Below are 19,092 nucleotides of genomic sequence, written 5' to 3'. Positions count from 1 at the left end.
ATGGACCGGGTGAGTTCATCCCCCGCCGCCGGTAACGCCCCGGCCGACGCCGCTGACGCCGCCGCCGACTTCCGCGCCCTCCTCGCCCCGGAGGGCCAGGCCCTGCTCGACGCCCTGCGCGAGCACGATCCGGCGCAGGAGCTCGCCCTCGCCACCCGGCTGCGCCGCGACCACCCCGCCGCCCTCGTCTCGGCGGCGCTCGCGCAGGCGCGGCTGCGGCAGCGGGCGGTCGCGAAGTTCGGCGCCGACGACGCGGGCCGCATGTACTTCACGCCGAACGGGGTCGAGCAGGCGACCCGCGCCCCGGTCGCCGCCCACCGGGCCGAGTCCTTCCGCGCGCTCGGCGTCCGCTCCGTCGCCGACCTGTGCTGCGGCATCGGCGGCGACGCCATCGCGCTGGCCCGTGCGGGCATCTCCGTGCTCGCCGTCGACCGGGACCCGCAGACCTGCGCCGTCGCGCGCGCCAACGCCGCCGCGCTCGGTCTCGGCGACCTCATCGAGGTACGGGAGGCGGACGTGACGGAGGTGGACACATCCGCGTACGACGCCGTCTTCGTCGACCCGGCCCGGCGCTCCGCCAAGCGCGGGCGGATCTTCGACCCCGAGGCCTACTCGCCGCCGCTCTCCTGGGCCGTCTCCGCCGCGCTCGCCGCGCCGCGCGCCGCGCTGAAGATCGCGCCGGGCATCCCGCACGAGGCGATCCCGGACGGCGCCGACGCCGAGTGGATCTCGGACGGGGGTGACGTGAAGGAGGCGGTGCTGTGGTTCGGCACGGAGCCGGGGCGGATGCGGGCCACGCTGCTGCCCGGGGCGCGGGAGCTCGTCGGGCGCGGGCTGCCGGATCCCGGGGTGCGGTCCGTGGGGCGGTATCTGTACGAGCCCGACGGCGCCGTCATCCGTGCGCATCTCGTCGCCGAGGTGGCCGAGCAGGTCGGGGGCGGGCTCATCGACGAGACCATCGCGTATGTCACCGGGAATGTGCTGCGGCCGTCCCCGTATGCCGCCGCGTACGAGATCACGGATCAGCTCCCCTTCAACGTCAAGAAGTTGAAGGCGCTGCTGCGGGATCGGGAGGTCGGGGTGCTGACCGTGAAGAAGCGGGGGTCCGCGGTCGAGCCGGAGGAGCTGCGGCGCAAGGTCATGCCCAAGCCGTACGGGAAGCGGGCCGTGACGGTGTTCCTGACGCGGGTTGCCGGGGCGCCGACCATGTTGATCGGGGCACCGGCCGCCCCTCGCTGAGGTCACGGGGCTCCGCCCCGGGCCCCGCTCCTCAATCGCCGGAGGGGCTGGATCTGGACTTGCCCAGCAGGAAAGCGCGCTCCCGCTCATTGCCTGCCAACCCCGCCGCCCGCGCGTACTCCTCCCGCGCCTCCTCCACCCGGCCCATCCGTTCGAGCAGGTCCGCGCGGACGGTCGGGAGCAAGTGGTAGGTGCGCAGGGCCGGTTCGTCGGTCAGTGCGTCGACCAGGGGCAGGGCCGCCGCCGGGCCCTCCACCATCGACACCGCCACCGCCTGGTTGAGCCGGACCACCGGGGACGGGGTACGGGCCGCCAGGAGGCTGTAGAGGGTGGCGATCTGGGCCCAGTTGGTCTCCTCGTAGGTGTGGGCCTGCGCGTGGCACGCGGCGATCGCGGCCTGCAGCGCGTACGGTCCCGGCGGCCCCGACGCCACCGCGTCCGCCCGGCCGAGTGCCGCGAACCCGCGCCGGATCAGGAGCGTGTTCCAGCGTGTCCGGTTCTGGTCCTTGAGCAGGACGGGCGAGCCGTCGGGGGCGGTGCGGGCGGCCGTGCGGGACGACTGGAGTTCCAGGAGGGCCGCCAGGGCGTGCACCTCGGGCTCCTTGGGCATCAGCGACTGGAGCACGCGGGCCAGGCGCAGGGCGTCCTCGCAGAGGCCGGGGCGCAGGTAGTCGTCGCCTGCCGTGGCCGCGTACCCCTCGTTGAAGATGAGGTAGATGACTTCGAGGACCGAGCCGAGGCGGGCCTCGCGGTCGGGGCCCGTGGGCACCTCGAAGGCGACGTTGCGGGTGGCGAGGGTGCGTTTGGCGCGGACGATGCGCTGGGCGACCGTCGGCTCGGGGGCGAGCACCGCGCGGGCCGTCTCGGCTGTGGTGAGGCCGCCGAGCAGGCGCAGGGTGAGGGCGACCCGGGCCTCCGCCGACAGCACCGGGTGGCACGCCATGAAGACGAGGCGCAGGAGGTCGTCGTCGATGTCGTCCGGGTCGGCGGGGCTCTGCTCCTCGTACGCGAACTCCGTCGCCCTGCCGACCTCTTCGAGCTTGCGGGCGTAGTTCTCGCGGCGGCGCACGAGGTCGACGGCGCGGCGCCGGGCGACGGCGGTGAGCCAGCCGCCCGGCCGTTCGGGCACGCCGGACTCCGGCCACTGTTCGAGGGCGGCGACGAGCGCGTCCTGCGCGAGTTCCTCCGCGATGCCGACGTCCCGCACGACGCGCGTGACGGCGGCGATGATGCGCGGCGCCTCCATGCGGAAGACGGTCTCGATGGCCCGGGCGGTCTCGGCGTCCGGGCGGGCCGTGGAGAGGTGCTCGTTCACAGCCCACCATCAGACACCGGCCCGGGACGGACGCCAAGCCGGTCCGCCGGTCAGCCTTCGACGATCTCGCGGATCTCGGAGGTGATGTTCCACTCCTCGCCGTGGACCTGGAGGAAGCGCTTGGTCCACTCCAGGACCTCGGCCTCGTCCTTCGCCTGGATGATCGCGTAGCCGCCGATGACCTCCTTGGACTCGGTGAAGGGGCCGTCCGTGACGCTGATGTCGCCCTTGGCGTAGTGCACGCGCTTGCCCTGCGCGGTCGGGGTCAGGCCCGCCGTGTCGAGCAGGACGCCGGCCTTGGTCATCTCCTCGATGAGGGCGCCCATGCGCTGCATCAGCTCCTCGCTGGGGCCGCCCTCGGGGGCGTTGTTCTCGTCGATGCGGACCATCGTCAGGTAGCGGGGCATGATCGTCTCCAGTGCTCTCGTGTCCGGTGTCCGGTGTCCTTGTGAACGTGCTTGCACTACCGCGTCGATCGGCCGGCAGCGGGATCGACACGAGCGCCGGAATTCCTCGAAGATTTTCTTCATGCCGTTCGATCACAACGACCACTACCACCGGCTCCTGCTGCGCACTGTGCCGCCCGGCGCCCGTACCGCGCTCGACGTCGGCTGCGGCACGGGCCGGTTCGCCCGCCGGCTCGTCGGCCGGGGGTGCAAGGTCGACGCGCTCGACCCGGACCCGGACACGCTCGCCGCGGCCGAGGCGTCCGGCGGCGGTCCGCGCTACCGGCTCGCCGACGCCTCGACCGAGCCGCTCCCGTCCGCCCACTACGACGTGATCACCTGCCTGGCCAGCCTGCATCACATGCCGTTCACGACGCTGACGCGCTTCCGCGACGCCCTGGCCCCGGGCGGCCGTCTCCTCGTCCTCGGCTGCTACGCGGGCCACACCTACGTCGACCTCGTCGCGTCCCCGGCGAACGCCGTCTCCCGCGCGGCGGTCCACGTCGCCGAGCGCGCCCGGGGCATCCGCACACCGCCGCGCAAGGCCCCCGTCCGGCAGCCGGAGATGACGCTGCCGCAGGTCCGCGCGGAGTCGGCCCGGCTGCTGCACGGCAGCGAGGTGCGGCAACTGCTGTATTGGCGCTACCTGTTGACGTACACGAAGTGACGACGGGTCACCGCAGCGACTCCCACAACTTCCCCGCCTCCGGCTCCTCCGCCACCACCCGGTTCGCGTCCGTCGGGGCCGGTACCACCGGCATGACGACGGTCTTCACGGCGTCGCCCGGCAGGTCGCGCAGGCTGCGCGCGAGGTCGGAGAGTTCGGAGAGGGAGTCGAGCCCGGTGTCGGCGACGAGGCTGCCGGTGGCCGCGTCGGCGATGCGGTAGAGGCGGGCCGGGTCGGTCAGGAGGCCGTCCGCCGAGACCTCGCTCACCAGCGACTTCACGAGCTGCTGCTGGAGTTTGATGCGGCCGAGGTCGCTGCCGTCGCCGACGCCGTGGCGGGTGCGGGCGAAGGCGAGGGCCTGTTCGCCGTCCAAGTGGTGCTCGCCCGCGTCGAGGTGGAGGTGGCTGAGGTCGTCGTCGATGTCCTCGGTCGTCGTGATGTCCACGCCGCCGAGCGCGTCGACGAGTTTCGCGAACCCCGCGAAGTCGATCTCCAGGTAGTGGTCCATGCGGACGCCGGTGAGGTGCTCGACGGTCTTCACCGCGCAGACCGGGCCGCCGAGCGCGTAGGCGCTGTTGAACATGACGTTGTACGCGACCGCCGTCGTGCCGCCGGAATCCGTCGGGCAGGAGGGGCGTTCGACGAGGGTGTCGCGGGGGATGCTGACGACGGTCGCCTCGGTGCGGCCCGCGTCCAGGTGCACGACCATCGCGGTGTCGGAGCGGGCGCCGCCGTCCTCGCCGCCGCCGAGCGCCTTGTTCTCCGCACCGGTACGCGAGTCCGAGCCGAGGACGAGGAAGTTCAGGACGCCCTTGTCGATGGCGCCGGGGTCCTCGTCCTGGGAGGCCGAGGGCGCGGCGGTGGGCGCCGGCCTGGCCGGGCGGTCGTCGCCGAGGGCGCGGTCGATGTCGACGCTGCGTATGTTGTGTTCGAAGTGCCAGTACGCCAAGGCGGCCCCGGCGCCGACGAGCACGAGGACGCAGCCGAAGGCGATGGCCACCACCTTCAGCGCACGCGTCTTCACCACACGCCCGCGGAACCGTTTCTTCTCTTCCACGCACGGAACATAAGTCCGCATTAGTACAGGCGTAAACCACTTGCCGCGCAGTTTCGGAAAACTCAGGCAGATTTAACAGTGCGGCTCAGACCGCCTCGAAGCGCCACCTGTGGACCGCCCGCACCACCAAGTCCCCGTCCGGCTCCGGCAGTTCGGGCACCTCGGCGTCGTATCCCGCGTCCCACCACGTGATGACGAGGACCCGGTCCTGCGGAGCGCGCAGCGTCTCGCGCCGCACCGGGGCGGGGTCGAGAGTCTGCGCCCGCACCCAGGCGAGGAGATCGTCGCCGCGGCCCTCGACGGCCCGCGCCTCCCACATCAGCGCGACCGTCACGAGTACAGGTTCTCCTTGCTGACCTCGTGCACGTGGTCGTGCCCGTGATGGTGGCCGTGGTCGTGGTCGTGGTCGTGCTCGTGGCCCGGTACGTGCGTCTCCGTCACCGGCAGCGACGAGTCCGCCGACAGGTCCCACGCCGACGGCTGCCGATTCCTCGCCACCATCTCCGCGCCGAGCGCCGCGACCATCGCGCCGTTGTCCGTGCACAGCTTGGGACGCGGCACGCGCAGCCGGATCCCGGCCCGCTCGCACCGCTCCTGGGCCAGCGCCCGCAGCCGCGAGTTGGCGGCGACACCGCCGCCGATCATCAGGTGGTCGACGCCCTCGTCCTTGCAGGCGCGCACCGCCTTGCGGGTCAGCACGTCGACGACGGCCTCCTGGAACGACGCCGACACGTCCCGCACCGGCACGTCCTCGCCCGCCGCCCGCTTGGCCTCGATCCAGCGGGCCACGGCCGTCTTCAGGCCCGAGAAGGAGAAGTCGTACGCGGGGTCGCGCGGGCCCGTCAGACCGCGCGGGAAGGCGATCGCGTCCGGGTCGCCCTCCTTCGCGTAGCGGTCGATGACGGGGCCGCCGGGGAAGCCGAGGTTCAGGACGCGGGCGATCTTGTCGAAGGCCTCGCCCGCCGCGTCGTCGATGGTCGCGCCGAGCGGCCGGACGTCGGAGGTGATGTCGCTGGAGAGCAGCAGCGAGGAGTGGCCGCCGGAGACGAGGAGCGCCATCGTCGGCTCGGGCAGCGGGCCGTGCTCCAGCTGGTCCACGCAGATGTGCGAGGCCAGGTGGTTGACGCCGTAGAGGGGCTTGCCGAGCGCGTACGCGTACGCCTTCGCGGCGCTGACGCCGACGAGCAGGGCCCCCGCGAGGCCGGGCCCGGCGGTGACGGAGATGCCGTCGAGGTCCTTGGCGGTGATCCCGGCGTCCTTGAGGGCGCGCTGGATCGTCGGGACCATCGCCTCCAGGTGGGCCCGGGAGGCGACCTCGGGCACGACACCGCCGAAGCGGGCGTGTTCGTCGACGCTGGAGGCGACGGCGTCGGCGAGCAGGGTGGTGCCGCGGACGATGCCGACGCCGGTCTCGTCGCAGGAGGTCTCGATGCCGAGGACGAGCGGTTCGTCAGCCATGGTTCTTCTCTTCGGTTCCTGTGACGGGGAGCGCGGGGGCCGCCCCGGGTACGGGCTCTTGGGTGGTGATGAGGCGCATCACGAGGGCGTCCACGTTGCCCGGCTGGTAGTAGCCGCGGCGGAAGCCGATCGGCTCGAAGCCGAAGCGCTCGTAGAGCTTCTGCGCCCGCGTGTTGTCGACGCGGACCTCCAGCATGACCTCGGCGGCCTCGAAGGCGGTGGCGTGGCGCAGCAGCTCGGTGAGGAGGCGGGCGCCGAGGCCGGTGCCCCAGTGGTCGCGGGCGACGGCGATCGTCTGCACGTCGGCGCCCTCGGCGGAGCCGTTCTCGCCGGCGGCGCCGGAGGCGGCGAGGCCGCCGTAGCCGACGAGGCGGTCGCCCTCGTACGCGACGACGTAGCGCCGCGTCGAGCCCACCCCGCGCGCGTGGGCCAGCTCCGACCAGAACATGCCGCGCGACCAGGCGTCGTCGGGGAAGAGGTCCTTCTCCAGGGCGAGCACGGGATCGATGTCCCACCAGCGCATCTCGCGCAGCTCGGCCGTCTCGGTCACGGTCACTTCGGGGTGACCACCTTGTAGTTCTTGGGGACCTGCGCGTCGGGGCGGCGCAGGTAGAGGGGGCGCGGCGCGGGCAGCTCCTCGCCCGCGGCCAGCTTCTCGGCGGCGAGGGCGGCGAGCGCGGCGGCGGAGACGTGCTCGGGGCCGCGCGGGTCGGTGAACGTCTCGGGGTAGAGCAGCGCGCCCGCGCCGACCGCGGGCAGACCGGCGACGGCCTCGGCGATGTCGGCGGGCCGGTCGACGGCGGGCTCGGTGAGGCGGGTGCGGCGGTCGGCGTAGCGCGCCCAGTAGACCTCCTTGCGGCGCGCGTCGGTGGCGACCACGAAGGGGCCCTCGATCCCTTCGGCGCCCCCGGCCGCGTAGGCGAGGCCGTCGAGCGTGCACACGCCGTGCACGGGGACGTCGAGCGCGAGCCCGAAGGTGTCGGCGGTCATCAGGCCGACGCGCAGACCGGTGTACGGTCCCGGGCCGATGCCCACGACGATCCCGGTGACGGCGTCGAGCGCGACGCCGGCCTCGGCGAGCACCCGGTCGACGGCGGGCAGCAGCAGCTCCCCGTGTCTGCGGGCGTCCACCTGACTCGACGCGGCGACGGTGTCGGTCCCGTCGTGCAGGGCGACGGTGACGGCGGGGGTGGCGGTATCCACAGCGAGCAACAGCACGCGAACAGCCTACGACTCCGGCGGGGTGGACATGTCCGCGTCCGCGACTCCCCGGGCCTGTCGGTCCCGGCTGCTACCGTCACGTACAGCCGTCACTGGCGTCGTACTTACGTACTGGAGAGGCAGGCACCTGGTGGCACGGAGCAGCACCGGATTCGTGACCGCGCTGACCGCGGGCGCGCTCGCGGCGGTCGGCTTCCTCGCGTACCAGGCCTCGGCGAACGCGCCGTCCGACCTCGGCGCCGCCAAGCCCGGAGCCTCTCCCTCGGCCACGGCGTCCCACTCCCCGAAGGACAAGAAGGCCCCGGCGAACGCGCTGCCCGCCCAGTCCGGCACGGGGCAGCGGGTCGTCTACGCCCTGAAGACGGACAGGGTCTGGCTGGTCGGCGCGGACGGCAAGGCGCAGCGCACCTACGAGGTGGTGCCCGGCACGCTGGATCCGGCGGCGGGCACGTACAAGGTGATCCAGCGCACCGGTTCCGTCACCGGGACCGACGGGGTGCCGATCGAGCATGTCGTGCTGTTCACGACCGTGAACGGGAAGGGTGTCGGGTTCAGCGCGGCGGTCGACGGCTCCACGCCGACGCCCGACCCGACGAAGGAGACGGGCGGCATCCGGGGTTCACGGGCGGACACCACGGCGATGTGGGAGTTCGCGACGTACGGCCGCAAGGTGGTCGTGGTCCCCTGACGGGGTGCCGCCGCGGGTCCCCTGGCGGGGTGCCGCCGCGGGTGCGTAGGCGTCGCCGCCGGGTCACCTGACGGGGTGCCGCCGCGGGTCCCCTGACGGGGTGCCGCCACGGGTGCGTAGGCATCGCCGCCGGGTGCGGGTGCGTCGTGGCTGGTCGCGCAGTTCCCCGCGCCCCTGAGATGCGCACTGCGTGCGCCATCTCAGAGGGCCGCGCGTAGCGCGAGCCTCGCGACGCCCACCCCAACCGAGGCGCGCGAAACACACGCCCGATGGGGCTGCGGCGAAGGCCGCGAGCCCCAGGGGCGCGGGGAACGTCGCGAGCAACCACGACGCACGCGTAACCCGACAACGAACCCCGATGGGGCCGCGGCGAAGCCGCACGCCCCAGGGGCGCGGGGAACTGCGCGACCAGCCACAACGCACGCGCAACCGGACAACGCACCGCCATAGGGCGCGGCGAAGCCGCAAGCCTCAGGGGCGCGGGGAACTGCGCGACCAGCCACGACGCACCCGCACCCGGCGGCGCCGCTCGCGCCCCCTACGACGCCCGCTCCGGCGCAGCCGACGGCGCGGGCGCCTGGACCGGCGGTGTCGAGACGGCACGGGCAGCCGCACACGAGGCCAGCAGGGCGCTCATCGAAACGCCCTGCATCCCGCCCCCGCCGCTCGCAGCGCCCCGCTCCGAGGAGGACGAGACCCCCCTACGCCGCACGACACGTTCCGTAGCCGACATGGCGCCTCCCGAACAGGCGTGGTTAGGTAGACCTAACTAAGTCCGGCCTCCATGTGAACACGCCGAACACGCGCCGCGCAACATCTTGCCGACGCGTTGTCGGGATACGACCCTCGCGGCGCCCTCAGCCGGCCAGATCGGCCAGACCGGCCTCCGCCCAGCGCCCACCGATGCCGCGGAACGTGACCACGCGAACCTCGTCCGTCGTGTCACCGGTCGCCCGGTCGATGAGGACGTGCAGACGGTCGTCGGACAGCTCCTCGACCTTCCCGTCGCCCCACTCCACGACGACGACGGACTCGGGCAGGTCCACGTCGAGGTCGAGGTCCTCCATCTCGTCGAGGCCGCCACCGAGCCGGTACGCGTCGACGTGCACGAGGGCCGGGCCATCGGACAGGGAGGGGTGGACGCGGGCGATCACGAAGGTCGGCGAGGTGACGGCGCCGCGCACGCCGAGCCCCGCGCCGAGCCCGCGCGTCAGGGTCGTCTTGCCCGCGCCGAGCTCGCCGGTGAGCATCACGAGGTCGCCGGGGCGCAGCCGTTTGGCGAGGGCGAGGCCCAACTCCCGCATCGCGTCGGGGGAGTTGACCGTGACGGTGACGGTCGTGACGGGGGTGGCGGGGTCAGCCGCCGGGCTGTGCGGTGCTGCCGGTGTCTCCATGGCTCCCCACGGTAGCGGCTGCGACCGGCACACCCGCCCGCGAGAGGAGCTGCGCGAGCCGGTCCGTGACGACGTCGGGGTGTTCCAGCATGACCAGGTGCCCGGCGTCGGGAATCAGCGCGAGTTCGGCCTCGGGGAGCAGCGCCGCGATCGCCTCGCTGTGCTCGCTCGGCGTCACGAGATCGTCCTGCCCGGCGAGGACGAGGACGGGCAGACCGGCGAAGTGCGCGAGCGCGGCCGTCTTGTCGTGCTCCTGGAACGCCGGATAGAACTCGGCGACGACGTCGATGGGCGTGCCCTCGATCATCCGCTCGGCGAACCGGGCGATCGCCGGATCGACGTCCCTGGTCGCGAACGAGTACCGCTTGATGATCCCGGCGAACAGGTCGGCCGTCGCCCGCCGCCCGCGCTCGACCAGCTCGGCCCGCTGCCCGAGCGCCTTCAGCACGCCGGGCAGGACCTTCCGTACGGCGTTCATCCCGGCGACGGGCAGCCCGTAGTTGACCTCGCCGAGCCTGCCCGACGACGTACCGACGAGGGCGACGCCCACCACGCGCTCGCGGATCAGCCCGGGGTGGCGGTCGGCCAGGGCCATCACGGTCATGCCGCCCATGGAGTGGCCGACGAGGACGATCGGGCCCTCGGGCGCGGCGGCGTCGATGACGGCCCTGAGGTCGTCGCCGAGCCGGTCGATGGAGACGGGGGCGCCCTGCTCCGCCTGTTCCGTGCCGCGCCCGGAGCGGCCGTGGCTGCGCTGGTCCCAGTACACGCAGCGGACGGCGCCGCGCAGGGCCGCGCGCTGGAAGTGCCAGGAGTCCTGGTTGAGGCAGTAACCGTGGCTGAAGACGACGGTGACGGGGGCGGCGCCGGACGCCCTGCGGCCGAAGATCCGGCGCCTGCGCGGGCTGTCCCCGACGGCCGGCTCGACCTCGTCGACCTCGTAGTACAGCTCGGTGCCGTCGGCGGCGCGGGCCCGCCCGGGGACGCCGCGCACCGCCCCGTAGGGCCCGGCCGCGTCGAGGGCGAGGCGGGCCTTGCGGCGCATCCCCCGGCCCACGGTCAGGCGCTCCACGGCGACACCGGCGGCGGCGCCCGCGGCGACCACGCCTATCGCGGCCCCGGCGAGACCGGCCCGCCGCCAGCTCCCCTGAGCCGCGGCGGCGACCTCGGCGACGGCCTCCGTGGCCTGTGCGCTGCTCTCGCTCACGTGCCGCTCCTCCTGGGGGCTGCCGGTCCGGATCTCAGACCGTGCTCTTCTTCCCCGTATTCGTGCCCGTGCCCGTGCCCATGTCCGAGCCCGAGCCCGTGTCCGTGCCCATGTCCGAGCCCGTGTCCCCATGGACGTCCGTGTCCCCATAGACGCGAGGTACCCGCGAACCGATCCGCGTCACGATCTCGTACGCGATGGTGCCCGCCGCGGCGGCCCAGTCCTCGGCGGTCGGCTCGCCCGCGTCGCCGGGACCGAACAGGACCGCCTCCTCGCCGACGGCGGGCTCGTCGCCGCCGAGGTCGACGACGAACTGGTCCATCGCGATCCGCCCCGCGACCGTGCGCCGCTTGCCGCCGATCTGGACGGGCCCGGTGCCGGAGGCGTGGCGCGGAACGCCGTCCGCGTACCCGAGCGGCACCAGGCCGAGGGTCGTCGCGCCCGGGGTGACGTAGTGATGCCCGTAACTGATGCCGAGTCCACCCGGCGCCTGCTTCACGAGCGCCAGGTTCGCCTTCAGCGTCATGACGGGGCGCAGCCCGAAGTCGGCGGGCGTGCCGAGCTCCGGGCTGGGCGAGATCCCGTACATGGCGATGCCGGGGCGGACGAGGTCGAAGTGGGTCTCGGGGAGGGTGAGCGTGCCCGGCGAGTTCGCGATGTGCCGCACCTCGGGGGTGACGCCCTGCTCCTCCGCGTAGGCGACCATCTCGCGGAAGCAGGTCAGCTGGGCCGCGGTGGAGGGGTGTCCGGGTTCGTCGGCGCAGGCGAAGTGCGACCACAGGCCGGTGACGGTGACGAGCCCCGCCGCCTGCGCGGACAGCGCCTCGCGCACGAGTTCGGGCCAGTCGGCGGGCAGGCAGCCGTTGCGCCCGAGGCCCGTGTCGGCCTTGAGCTGGATACGGGCGGTGCGGCTGGCGGCCCGCGCGGCGTCGGCGACTTCCCGCAGGGCCCACAGGCCGCTCACCGACATGTCCAGATCGGCCTCGATGCCCGCGCGCCAGGGCCCGCCCGGCACCCACAGCCAGCACAGGATGCGCCCGGTCAGCCCGGCGGCGCGCAGCTCCAGGGCCTCCTCGGCGGTGGCGGCCCCGATCCACTCGGCGCCCGCCTCCTTGGCGGCGCGGGCCACCGGGATCATGCCGTGCCCGTACGCGTCCGCCTTCACGACGGCCATGAACGCGGCCCCCGGCGCATGGGCGCGCAGGGACCGCACATTGGCCTTGAGAGCGCCGAGATCGATCTCGGCACGGGCGCGGAGCGGGGCAGTCACGTTGTCGTTCATCGTGCGCCCAGTCTCTCAGAGCGGATTGCGGCGAATTCCGTTGACCGGTCCGGCGGCCCCCGGTAAACCTAGGGGCCATAACCGAAAACCTAGGGGCATTAGGCAAGCTCACTGGACGAGCGAGGGGCCGAGGGGTGGCACGACTGTGATGGCAAGAGCAGGTCTGACCAGGGAGCGGGTGGTGGCGGCCGCCGCCGACCTCGCGGACTCCGTGGGTTTCGAGCACATCACCGTCGCGGCGCTCGCGCGCGGCTTCGGCGTCAAGGACGCGAGCCTGTACGCGCACGTCAGAAGCCTCTCCGACCTGCGGGTCCAGGTCGCGATCCTGGCCGGACTCGACCTCGCCGACCGGATCGCGGACGCGCTCGCGGGCCGGGCGCGCCGCGACGCGCTCACCGCCTTCGCCGACGCCTACCGCGACTTCGCCCTCACTCACCCCGGCCGGTACACGGCGACCCAGCAGCAGGAACTCGACCCGGACGTCATCGACGCCCACCCCGGCCTGCGCCGCAACCTCACCTGCACCTACGCGCTGCTCCAGGGCTACGACCTGACGGAACCCGACCTGACCGACGCGGGCCGCCTGCTGCGCAGCACCTTCCACGGCTTCGTCAGCCTCGAACTGGCGGGCGGCTTCCGGCACCACCGGGAGGCGGGGGCGAGCTGGTCGAGCGCGGTGGAGGCGCTCCATGTGGCGCTGAGCAACTGGCCGTCGGAGGTGGCGGCCCCATGACTCCGGCCCGGCTCCGCGTCCCCGGCGCGACGGCCATCCCGGCCCGGCTCCGCGTCCCGGGCGCGTCGCTGCACTACGAGACCCGGGGCGAGGGCCCGCCGCTGCTGCTCCTGCCGGGCGCGGGCGGCGACGCGGCGGTGTTCGACCCCCTCGCCGACGCCCTCGCCGGCACGTTCACGGTCATCACGCACGATCCGCGCGGCTACTCCCGCTCCCCCCTCGACGGCCCGCACGGCGAGCAGCGGGTCGGCGTCCACGCGGACGACGCCCTGCGCCTCCTCGACGCGGTCGCGCCCGGCACACCCGCGTACGTCGCCGGTTCGTCCAGCGGCGCGATCGTCACCCTCGACCTCCTGGCCCGCCACCCGGACCGGCTGCGCCGGGCGCTGGCGCACGAACCGCCGTCGTGGAGCGTGCTGCCGGACGCGGCCGAACAACTGGCGTTCTTCCAGGACGTGTACGAGACGTTCGTCGCCGAGGGGATCGAGGCGGCGGGCGCCCGCTTCCTGCGGGGCGTCGGCCCGGTGATGCTGCCCCCGCCCCCGCCCGAGACTCCGCCGGGCGAGCGCACCCTCGCCATGCTGGAGCGGCTCCGGGCGAACGCGCCGCTCGCGCTCCGCCACGAACACCGCAGCTTCGCGGCGTACGTGCCTGACCTGGCCGCGCTGGAAACGGTCGCCGACCGTCTGACGCTGGCGGCGGGCGCCGGGACCCGGGGCCACCTGCCGTACCGCCCGGCGGCGCTGATGGCCGAGCACCTGGGCCTCCCCCTCTCCGCCTTCCCCGGCGCGCACAACGGCTGGTCCACGCACCCCGCCGGGACGGCCGACCTGCTTCGGTCCCACTTCCTGGGGGACACTCGATGACATGCGCACTGCTTACGACGTGGAGACCGTCCGGGCCGCCGAACGCGCGCTGATGGCGCGCCTGCCCGACGGAGCACTGATGCAGCGGGCGGCGGCGGGCCTCGCCGCGGCCTGCGCCGACCTGCTCGGCAAGGTGTACGGGAAACGGGTCACCCTCCTTGTCGGCTCCGGGGACAACGGCGGCGACGCCCTGTACGCGGGCGCCCGTCTCGCCCGGCGCGGCGCGGGCGTCACGGCGCTGCTCCTCTCACCCGAGCGGGCGCACGCGGGCGGGCTCGCGGCGCTGCGGTCGGCGGGCGGCACGGTGTACGACGCGGAGTCCGATGCGGGGGCCGCCGAGCGGAGCGTGGTCCGCGCCGACCTCGTCCTCGACGGCATCGTGGGCATCGGCGGCAAGGGCGGCCTGCGCCCCCGCGCCGCGCAACTCGCCTCCCTGGCCGCCGATTCCCGATGCCTCGTCGTCGCCGTGGACCTGCCCAGCGGGGTGGACGCGGACACGGGCGAGGTGCGGGGCGAGGCAGTACGGGCGGACGCGACGGTCACGTTCGGCGCGTACAAGCCGGGGCTCCTTGTGGACCCGGCGCACGCGTACGCGGGAGCGCTCCGCCTGGTGGACATCGGCCTGGATCTGGGCGCGTCCTCCCCGGCGCTTGAGGCGCTCCAGTACGACGACGCGGCGGGGCTCCTCCCCCGCCCCACCGGCGAGAGCGACAAATACCAGCGCGGGGTCGTCGGCATCGTCGCGGGCTCCGAGCGCTATCCGGGCGCGGCGGTCCTGGCCACCGCCGGGGCGCTGCACGGCGGCGCGGGCGCGGTCCGCTACGTCGGCCCGGCCGCGGACGCGGTGATCGCCCGCTTCCCCGAGGCCCTGGTCTCGGCGGGGCCGCCCTCGCAGGCGGGGCGCGTCCAGGCGTGGGTGATCGGCCCCGGCCTCGGCGACGACCGTGCGGGCATGGCGGACGTCCTGGCGTCGGACGTCCCGGTCCTCATCGACGCGGACGGCCTGCGGCTGGCGGATGTGGAGACGGTACGGGGGCGTAGCGCGCCCACCGTCCTCACCCCGCATGCCGGGGAGGCGGCGGCGCTGCTCGGCTGTGCGCGGGAGCGGGTGGAGTCCGAACGGCTGTCCTCCGTCCGGGAGCTGGCGACGCGCTACAGGGCGACGGTCCTCTTGAAGGGCTCAACGACCTTGATCGCATCGCCACCGCCATCCGGGGCCGGGGCTGGTGCCGGTGCCGGGGCCGGTGCTGCGATCCGGGTCAACCCGACCGGCACCCCGTGGCTCGCCACCGCCGGCAGCGGCGACGTCCTGTCGGGCCTGACCGGCTCCCTCCTGGCAACCGGCCTCCACCCCTTGGACGCGGCCTCCCTCGGCGCCCACCTCCACGGCCTGGCGGCCCGGGAGGCGGCCCAGAACGCCCCGGTATCGGCCCAGGACGTAGCCACAGCGGTACGCCTGGCGTGGCGGGACGTCAGCACCACCTGATCCCCGAACGCCCTCGACCGCACGTGCATCGTGGCTGGTCGCGCAGTTCCCCGCGCCCCTGAGATGCGCACTACGTGCGCCATCTCGGGATAGGCCCACGTTGACGCGCCCTTAATGGGGCTGCGGCGAAGCCGCATGCCCCAGGGGCGCGGGGAACGGCGCGAGCAACCACGACGCACGCCGCACCCGGCAACGGCGGCAGCCCCCGCGGCGCTACCCCTCCGCCACCACCACAGCGGAAGCGACCCCCGCATCGTGGCTCAACGACACATGAAACCCCACCACCCCCAACTCCGCAGCCCGCGCAGCCACCGTCCCGCTCACCCGGAGCCGAGGCTGCCCGGACGCCTCCACATACACCTCCGCATCAGTCCACCGCAGCCCCGCCGGCGCCCCCAACGCCTTCGCCAGCGCCTCCTTCGCAGCAAACCGGGCAGCCAGCGAAGCGACCCCGCGGCGCTCGCCCCCGCCCCCCGGCAGCAGCAGCTCGTCCCGCAGGAACAACCGCCCGGCAAGCCCAGGCGTGCGTTCGAGGGACGCCGCGAACCGCTCGATCTCGGCCACGTCGATCCCGACCCCGATGATGCTCATGCGGGCACTTTAAGGCCGCTACTCCACGGTGACCGACTTCGCGAGGTTGCGCGGCTGGTCCACCTCGTTGCCGCGCGCGGTCGCCAGCTCGCAGGCGAACACCTGCAGCGGCACCGTCGCGACCAGCGGCTGAAGCAGCGTCGGCGTGGCCGGGACCCGGACGAGATGATCGGCGTAGGGGACGACCGCCTCGTCGCCCTCCTCGGCGATCACGATGGTCAGGGCTCCGCGCGCCCGGATCTCCTGGATGTTGGAGACCATCTTGTCGTGGAGGACGGACCGCCCGCGCGGCGACGGCACCACGACCACCACGGGCACCCCGTCCTCGATGAGCGCGATCGGCCCGTGCTTCAACTCCCCCGCGGCGAACCCCTCCGCGTGCATGTACGCCAGCTCCTTCAGCTTCAGCGCACCTTCCAGCGCCACCGGGTACCCGACGTGCCTCCCGAGGAAGAGCACGGTGTCCTGCCCGGCGAGGGACCGCGCCAGTTCGCGCACCGGCTCCATCGTCTCCAGGACCCGTTCGACCTCCTCACCGATGCGCGAGAGATCCCGTACGACCGGCAGGATCTCGTCGGCCCACTTGGTGCCCCGCACCTGCCCGAGGTACAGCGCGACCAGGTAGCACGCGACGAGCTGCGTCAGGAACGCCTTCGTCGAGGCGACGGCGACCTCGGGCCCCGCGTGCGTGTAGAGCACGGCGTCGGACTCGCGCGGGATCGTCGAGCCGTTGGTGTTGCAGATGGCGAGAACGGTCGCGCCTTGTTCGCGCGCGTGCCGCAGCGCCATCAGCGTGTCCATGGTCTCGCCGGACTGGGAGATCGCGACGACGAGGGAGCGGGCGTCGAGGATCGGGTCCCGGTAGCGGAACTCGCTGGCCAGCTCGACCTCACAGGGGATACGGGTCCAGTGCTCGATGGCGTACTTGGCGATGAGCCCGGCGTGGAACGCCGTACCGCACGCCACGATGACGACCTTGTCGACCATCTTCAGGACCTGCGCGGGGATGCGCAGCTCGTCGAGGGTGAGCTGCCCGCCCGCGCCGATCCGCCCGAGCAGCGTGTCCGCGACGGCCTTCGGCTGCTCGGCGATCTCCTTGAGCATGAAGTAGTCATAGCCGCCCTTCTCGGCGGCGGAGGCGTCCCAGTCGACGTGGTAGTGGCGTACGGCGTCGTCGGCGGGCCGTCCCTCGAAGTCGGTGACCGTCACCGCGTCCCGGCGCACCAGGACGACCTGGTCCTGGCCCAGCTCGATCGCGGAGCGCGTGTGCGCGATGAACGCGGCGACGTCCGAGGCGAGGAACGCCTCGCCCTCGCCGACGCCGACCACGAGCGGCGAGTTCCGGCGCGCCCCGACGATCGTGTCCGGGACGTCCGCGTGCGCCGCGACCAGCGTGAACGCCCCGTCGAGACGGCGGCAGACGAGCCGCATCGACTCGGCGAGGTCGCCGCAGGCCGAGAACTCCTCGGCGAGCAGGTGCGCCACCACCTCCGTGTCCGTCTCGGAGGCCAGCTCATGCCCGCGCTCGGCCAGCTCGGCGCGCAGCTCGGCGAAGTTCTCGATGATGCCGTTGTGGACGACGGCGACCCGGCCCGCGTTGTCGAGGTGCGGGTGCGCGTTGGCGTCGGTGGGGCCGCCGTGCGTGGCCCAGCGGGTGTGCCCGATCCCGGCGGCGCCGCTCGGCAGCGGCCGGTCGACCAGCTCCTTCTCCAGGTTGGCGAGCTTGCCGGCCTTCTTCGCGGCGGCGATCGACCCGTCGGCGAGCACCGCCGCGCCGGCCGAGTCGTACCCCCGGTACTCGAGCCGCCGCAGCCCCGCCAGAACGACGTCGAGGGCCGACTGTGAACCTACGTATCCCACGATTCCGCACATGGGCGAAAGCCTAGGGTCAGCTCTCGCGGCCCCACAGGAGCCGGTCCCGCGCGTCCCGGACGAGCCCCAGGTACTCGGCCTCCTCACAGCGCGGCTTGGAGCCCATCTCGTACAGGTCGAGGCAGTCGTCGAGGTCCTCGCCGATGTCCTCGTCGGGCAGGTCGCCCGCCAGTTCACTGCGGACGTGGCCGGCCCAGTCCTCATCGGCGGGAGGCGGCGGACGCTCGGCGCCGGCCAGCCGTCGCACGAAGTGGGGTACGCGCGGTACGGACATCTGCTTCACCTCCGGACCCACGGAGGCGGCTCTGCCCCATGGGTCACGGAAAGGTATCGGCCACCTCCACCCGAGGTCCATACCTGTGGGACAGATGTGACGATCCGACCCCGGCCGTGAAGGACCGGGACCGACACTGGGCGGACACCGGGCGTCACCCGGCGTCACCGGACGGCCCCCGGGTGACACACCCCACCCCCCATGGCCGCCACACAGCCGTAACAATGGACTGTGATCTCTCCGGTCTCCGAGCCCCTGCACGCGACCTCCCGGAGCGCCCACCGGCCCAGGCCGGAGGCGACTCCCTACGTCGACCTCACCCGCACCGAGTGGAGCGCCCTGCGTGACAAGACGCCACTACCGCTGACCGCCGACGAGGTGGAGCGGGTCCGCGGCCTCGGCGACGTGATCGATCTCGACGAGGTCCGCGACATCTACCTGCCGCTCTCCCGCCTCCTCAACCTCTACGTCGGCGCCACCGACGGCTTGCGCTCCGCCGTGAACACCTTCCTCGGCGACACCGGCCAGAAGGCGTCCCAGTCGGGCACACCCTTCGTCATAGGTGTCGCGGGCTCGGTCGCCGTCGGCAAGTCGACGGTCGCCCGGCTCCTCCAAGCGCTGCTCTCGCGCTGGCCCGAGCACCCGCGCGTGGAGCGCGTCACCACCGACGGCTTCCTGCTGCCCACAAGGGAGCTGGAGGCCCGCGGCCTGATGGCGCGCAAGGGCTTCCCCGAGTCCTACGACCGTCGGGCCCTGACCCGGTTCGTCGCCGACATCAAGGCGGGCAAGGACGAGGTCACCGCCCCCGTCTACTCACACCTGATCTACGACATCGTGCCTGATCAGAAGCTTGTGGTCCGCCGCCCCGACATCCTCATCGTCGAGGGCATCAACGTGCTCCAGCCCGCCCTGCCCGGCAAGGACGGCCGCACCCGCGTCGCGCTCGCCGACTACTTCGACTTCAGCGTGTACGTGGACGCGCGCGCCGAGGACATCGAGCGCTGGTACCTCAACCGGTTCCGCAAGCTGCGCGCGACCGCCTTCCAGGACCCGTCCTCGTACTTCCGCAAGTACACGCAGGTCTCCGAGGAGGAGGCGCTCGACTACGCGCGCACGACCTGGCGGACGGTCAACCAGGTCAACCTCCTGGAGAACGTGGCCCCGACGCGCGGCCGCGCCGGCCTCGTCATCCGCAAGGGCCCGGACCACAAGGTGCAGCGGCTGCGGCTGCGCAAACTCTGAGAAACATACGTGTGGCCCCGCCCCGGAGACCTTCCCGGGGCGGGGCCACACGTA

The 19,092-nt window shown here is 73.3% G+C and carries 20 protein-coding genes; 7 read left to right on the top strand and 13 right to left on the bottom strand.

The features are described from left to right. Window positions 1-1,239, top strand: a complete 1,239-nt coding sequence (locus N5I75_RS20350) for a class I SAM-dependent methyltransferase (protein WP_476679561.1) — start codon at window positions 1-3, stop codon at window positions 1,237-1,239. Between the two features lie 31 nt (window positions 1,240-1,270). Here N5I75_RS20350 and N5I75_RS20345 read toward each other — a convergent pair whose 3' ends face one another. Both N5I75_RS20345 and N5I75_RS20340 read right to left on the bottom strand, forming a co-directional pair. Then, window positions 1,271-2,485 (bottom strand): RNA polymerase sigma factor, encoded by a 1,215-nt coding sequence (locus N5I75_RS20345; RefSeq protein WP_476679560.1) that lies wholly within the window; start codon window positions 2,483-2,485, stop codon window positions 1,271-1,273. A 119-nt stretch (window positions 2,486-2,604) separates the two neighbouring features. Then, the gene (locus tag N5I75_RS20340) at window positions 2,605-2,961 is read right to left on the bottom strand and encodes a YciI family protein (protein ID WP_476679311.1); all 357 of its coding nucleotides are present in this window, start codon (window positions 2,959-2,961) and stop codon (window positions 2,605-2,607) included. A gap of 121 nt (window positions 2,962-3,082) precedes the next feature. Here N5I75_RS20340 and N5I75_RS20335 point away from each other — a divergent pair, with 121 nt between their 5' ends. Continuing rightward, the gene (locus tag N5I75_RS20335) at window positions 3,083-3,667 is read left to right on the top strand and encodes a class I SAM-dependent methyltransferase (protein WP_476679310.1); all 585 of its coding nucleotides are present in this window, start codon (window positions 3,083-3,085) and stop codon (window positions 3,665-3,667) included. A gap of 7 nt (window positions 3,668-3,674) precedes the next feature. Here the strand turns inward: N5I75_RS20335 and N5I75_RS20330 are convergent, their stop codons facing one another. The 5 genes from N5I75_RS20330 to tsaB all read right to left on the bottom strand — a co-directional run bounded on the left by N5I75_RS20330 (window position 3,675) and on the right by tsaB (window position 7,400). Beyond that, window positions 3,675-4,724, bottom strand: coding sequence for an LCP family protein (locus tag N5I75_RS20330; protein ID WP_476679309.1), 1,050 nt, complete (start codon window positions 4,722-4,724; stop codon window positions 3,675-3,677). 85 nt (window positions 4,725-4,809) lie between these two features. Then, window positions 4,810-5,058, bottom strand: coding sequence for a hypothetical protein (locus tag N5I75_RS20325; protein ID WP_476679308.1), 249 nt, complete (start codon window positions 5,056-5,058; stop codon window positions 4,810-4,812). After that, entirely contained in the window at window positions 5,055-6,182 is a 1,128-nt protein-coding gene (gene tsaD / locus N5I75_RS20320; protein WP_476679307.1) for a tRNA (adenosine(37)-N6)-threonylcarbamoyltransferase complex transferase subunit TsaD, read from the bottom strand. Before tsaD ends, N5I75_RS20325 begins: the two co-directional genes overlap by 4 nt. Continuing rightward, window positions 6,175-6,738, bottom strand: coding sequence for a ribosomal protein S18-alanine N-acetyltransferase (gene rimI, locus N5I75_RS20315; protein ID WP_476679306.1), 564 nt, complete (start codon window positions 6,736-6,738; stop codon window positions 6,175-6,177). The genes tsaD and rimI overlap by 8 nt, the downstream gene beginning before the upstream one ends. After that, complete coding sequence (gene tsaB / locus N5I75_RS20310) at window positions 6,735-7,400, bottom strand: tRNA (adenosine(37)-N6)-threonylcarbamoyltransferase complex dimerization subunit type 1 TsaB (protein WP_476679305.1); 666 nt, start codon at window positions 7,398-7,400, stop codon at window positions 6,735-6,737. Before tsaB ends, rimI begins: the two co-directional genes overlap by 4 nt. 157 nt (window positions 7,401-7,557) lie before the next feature. On the opposite strand from tsaB, the gene N5I75_RS20305 reads away from it, so the two are divergent. After that, entirely contained in the window at window positions 7,558-8,091 is a 534-nt protein-coding gene (locus N5I75_RS20305) for a hypothetical protein (protein ID WP_476679304.1), read from the top strand. A gap of 857 nt (window positions 8,092-8,948) precedes the next feature. On the opposite strand, the gene tsaE is transcribed toward N5I75_RS20305, so the two are convergent. The 3 genes from tsaE to alr are packed head-to-tail and all read right to left on the bottom strand — an operon-like array spanning window position 8,949 to window position 11,974. After that, a complete protein-coding gene (tsaE, locus tag N5I75_RS20300; RefSeq protein WP_476679303.1) occupies window positions 8,949-9,485 on the bottom strand; it encodes a tRNA (adenosine(37)-N6)-threonylcarbamoyltransferase complex ATPase subunit type 1 TsaE in 537 nt (178 codons plus the stop codon). Beyond that, window positions 9,448-10,692, bottom strand: a complete 1,245-nt coding sequence (locus N5I75_RS20295) for an alpha/beta fold hydrolase (protein WP_476679302.1) — start codon at window positions 10,690-10,692, stop codon at window positions 9,448-9,450. Before N5I75_RS20295 ends, tsaE begins: the two co-directional genes overlap by 38 nt. A gap of 34 nt (window positions 10,693-10,726) precedes the next feature. Further along, window positions 10,727-11,974: an alanine racemase gene (gene alr, locus N5I75_RS20290; RefSeq protein ID WP_476679301.1), complete on the bottom strand. Its 1,248-nt coding sequence runs from the start codon at window positions 11,972-11,974 to the stop codon at window positions 10,727-10,729. 148 nt (window positions 11,975-12,122) lie between these two features. On the opposite strand from alr, the gene N5I75_RS20285 reads away from it, so the two are divergent. Genes N5I75_RS20285 through N5I75_RS20275 form a run of 3 tightly spaced genes read left to right on the top strand, consistent with a single transcriptional unit; the run spans window position 12,123 to window position 15,059 of the window. Continuing rightward, window positions 12,123-12,707 carry a TetR/AcrR family transcriptional regulator gene (locus N5I75_RS20285; protein WP_476679300.1) on the top strand — a complete coding sequence of 195 codons (585 nt, stop codon included), beginning with the start codon at window positions 12,123-12,125 and terminating at the stop codon, window positions 12,705-12,707. Beyond that, window positions 12,704-13,573 (top strand): alpha/beta fold hydrolase, encoded by an 870-nt coding sequence (locus N5I75_RS20280; RefSeq protein ID WP_476679299.1) that lies wholly within the window; start codon window positions 12,704-12,706, stop codon window positions 13,571-13,573. The genes N5I75_RS20285 and N5I75_RS20280 overlap by 4 nt, the downstream gene beginning before the upstream one ends. Window position 13,574: 1 nt before the next feature. After that, window positions 13,575-15,059: an NAD(P)H-hydrate dehydratase gene (locus tag N5I75_RS20275; RefSeq protein WP_476679298.1), complete on the top strand. Its 1,485-nt coding sequence runs from the start codon at window positions 13,575-13,577 to the stop codon at window positions 15,057-15,059. Between the two features lie 213 nt (window positions 15,060-15,272). Here the strand turns inward: N5I75_RS20275 and N5I75_RS20270 are convergent, their stop codons facing one another. The 3 genes from N5I75_RS20270 to N5I75_RS20260 are packed head-to-tail and all read right to left on the bottom strand — an operon-like array spanning window position 15,273 to window position 17,796. Then, window positions 15,273-15,650 carry a holo-ACP synthase gene (locus N5I75_RS20270; protein WP_476679297.1) on the bottom strand — a complete coding sequence of 126 codons (378 nt, stop codon included), beginning with the start codon at window positions 15,648-15,650 and terminating at the stop codon, window positions 15,273-15,275. Between the two features lie 18 nt (window positions 15,651-15,668). Continuing rightward, window positions 15,669-17,522: a glutamine--fructose-6-phosphate transaminase (isomerizing) gene (gene glmS, locus N5I75_RS20265; RefSeq protein WP_476679296.1), complete on the bottom strand. Its 1,854-nt coding sequence runs from the start codon at window positions 17,520-17,522 to the stop codon at window positions 15,669-15,671. Between the two features lie 16 nt (window positions 17,523-17,538). Next, window positions 17,539-17,796 (bottom strand): hypothetical protein, encoded by a 258-nt coding sequence (locus N5I75_RS20260; RefSeq protein ID WP_476679295.1) that lies wholly within the window; start codon window positions 17,794-17,796, stop codon window positions 17,539-17,541. A gap of 231 nt (window positions 17,797-18,027) precedes the next feature. Here N5I75_RS20260 and coaA point away from each other — a divergent pair, with 231 nt between their 5' ends. Next, window positions 18,028-19,038, top strand: a complete 1,011-nt coding sequence (gene coaA, locus N5I75_RS20255; RefSeq protein ID WP_476679294.1) for a type I pantothenate kinase — start codon at window positions 18,028-18,030, stop codon at window positions 19,036-19,038. Window positions 19,039-19,092: the final 54 nt, after the last annotated feature.

This window comes from Streptomyces sp. R818, from assembly GCF_056172735.1.
Note: the sequence above shows the minus strand (reverse complement) of the source record. Positions and strands in the feature narration are given on the sequence as shown.

Excerpts from the sequence above, each read along its gene's own strand:
- N5I75_RS20350 (WP_476679561.1), top strand. The coding sequence starts at position 1 with ATGGACCGGGTGAGTTCATCCCCCGCCGCCGGTAACGCCCCGGCCGAC.
- N5I75_RS20345 (WP_476679560.1), bottom strand. The coding sequence starts at position 2,485 with ATGGAGGCGCCGCGCATCATCGCCGCCGTCACGCGCGTCGTGCGGGAC.
- N5I75_RS20340 (WP_476679311.1), bottom strand. The coding sequence starts at position 2,961 with ATGCCCCGCTACCTGACGATGGTCCGCATCGACGAGAACAACGCCCCC.
- N5I75_RS20335 (WP_476679310.1), top strand. The coding sequence starts at position 3,083 with ATGCCGTTCGATCACAACGACCACTACCACCGGCTCCTGCTGCGCACT.
- tsaD (WP_476679307.1), bottom strand. The coding sequence starts at position 6,182 with ATGGCTGACGAACCGCTCGTCCTCGGCATCGAGACCTCCTGCGACGAG.
- tsaE (WP_476679303.1), bottom strand. The coding sequence starts at position 9,485 with ATGGAGACACCGGCAGCACCGCACAGCCCGGCGGCTGACCCCGCCACC.
- alr (WP_476679301.1), bottom strand. The coding sequence starts at position 11,974 with ATGAACGACAACGTGACTGCCCCGCTCCGCGCCCGTGCCGAGATCGAT.
- N5I75_RS20285 (WP_476679300.1), top strand. The coding sequence starts at position 12,123 with ATGGCAAGAGCAGGTCTGACCAGGGAGCGGGTGGTGGCGGCCGCCGCC.
- N5I75_RS20280 (WP_476679299.1), top strand. The coding sequence starts at position 12,704 with ATGACTCCGGCCCGGCTCCGCGTCCCCGGCGCGACGGCCATCCCGGCC.
- N5I75_RS20275 (WP_476679298.1), top strand. The coding sequence starts at position 13,575 with ATGCGCACTGCTTACGACGTGGAGACCGTCCGGGCCGCCGAACGCGCG.
- N5I75_RS20270 (WP_476679297.1), bottom strand. The coding sequence starts at position 15,650 with ATGAGCATCATCGGGGTCGGGATCGACGTGGCCGAGATCGAGCGGTTC.
- glmS (WP_476679296.1), bottom strand. The coding sequence starts at position 17,522 with ATGTGCGGAATCGTGGGATACGTAGGTTCACAGTCGGCCCTCGACGTC.
- N5I75_RS20260 (WP_476679295.1), bottom strand. The coding sequence starts at position 17,796 with ATGTCCGTACCGCGCGTACCCCACTTCGTGCGACGGCTGGCCGGCGCC.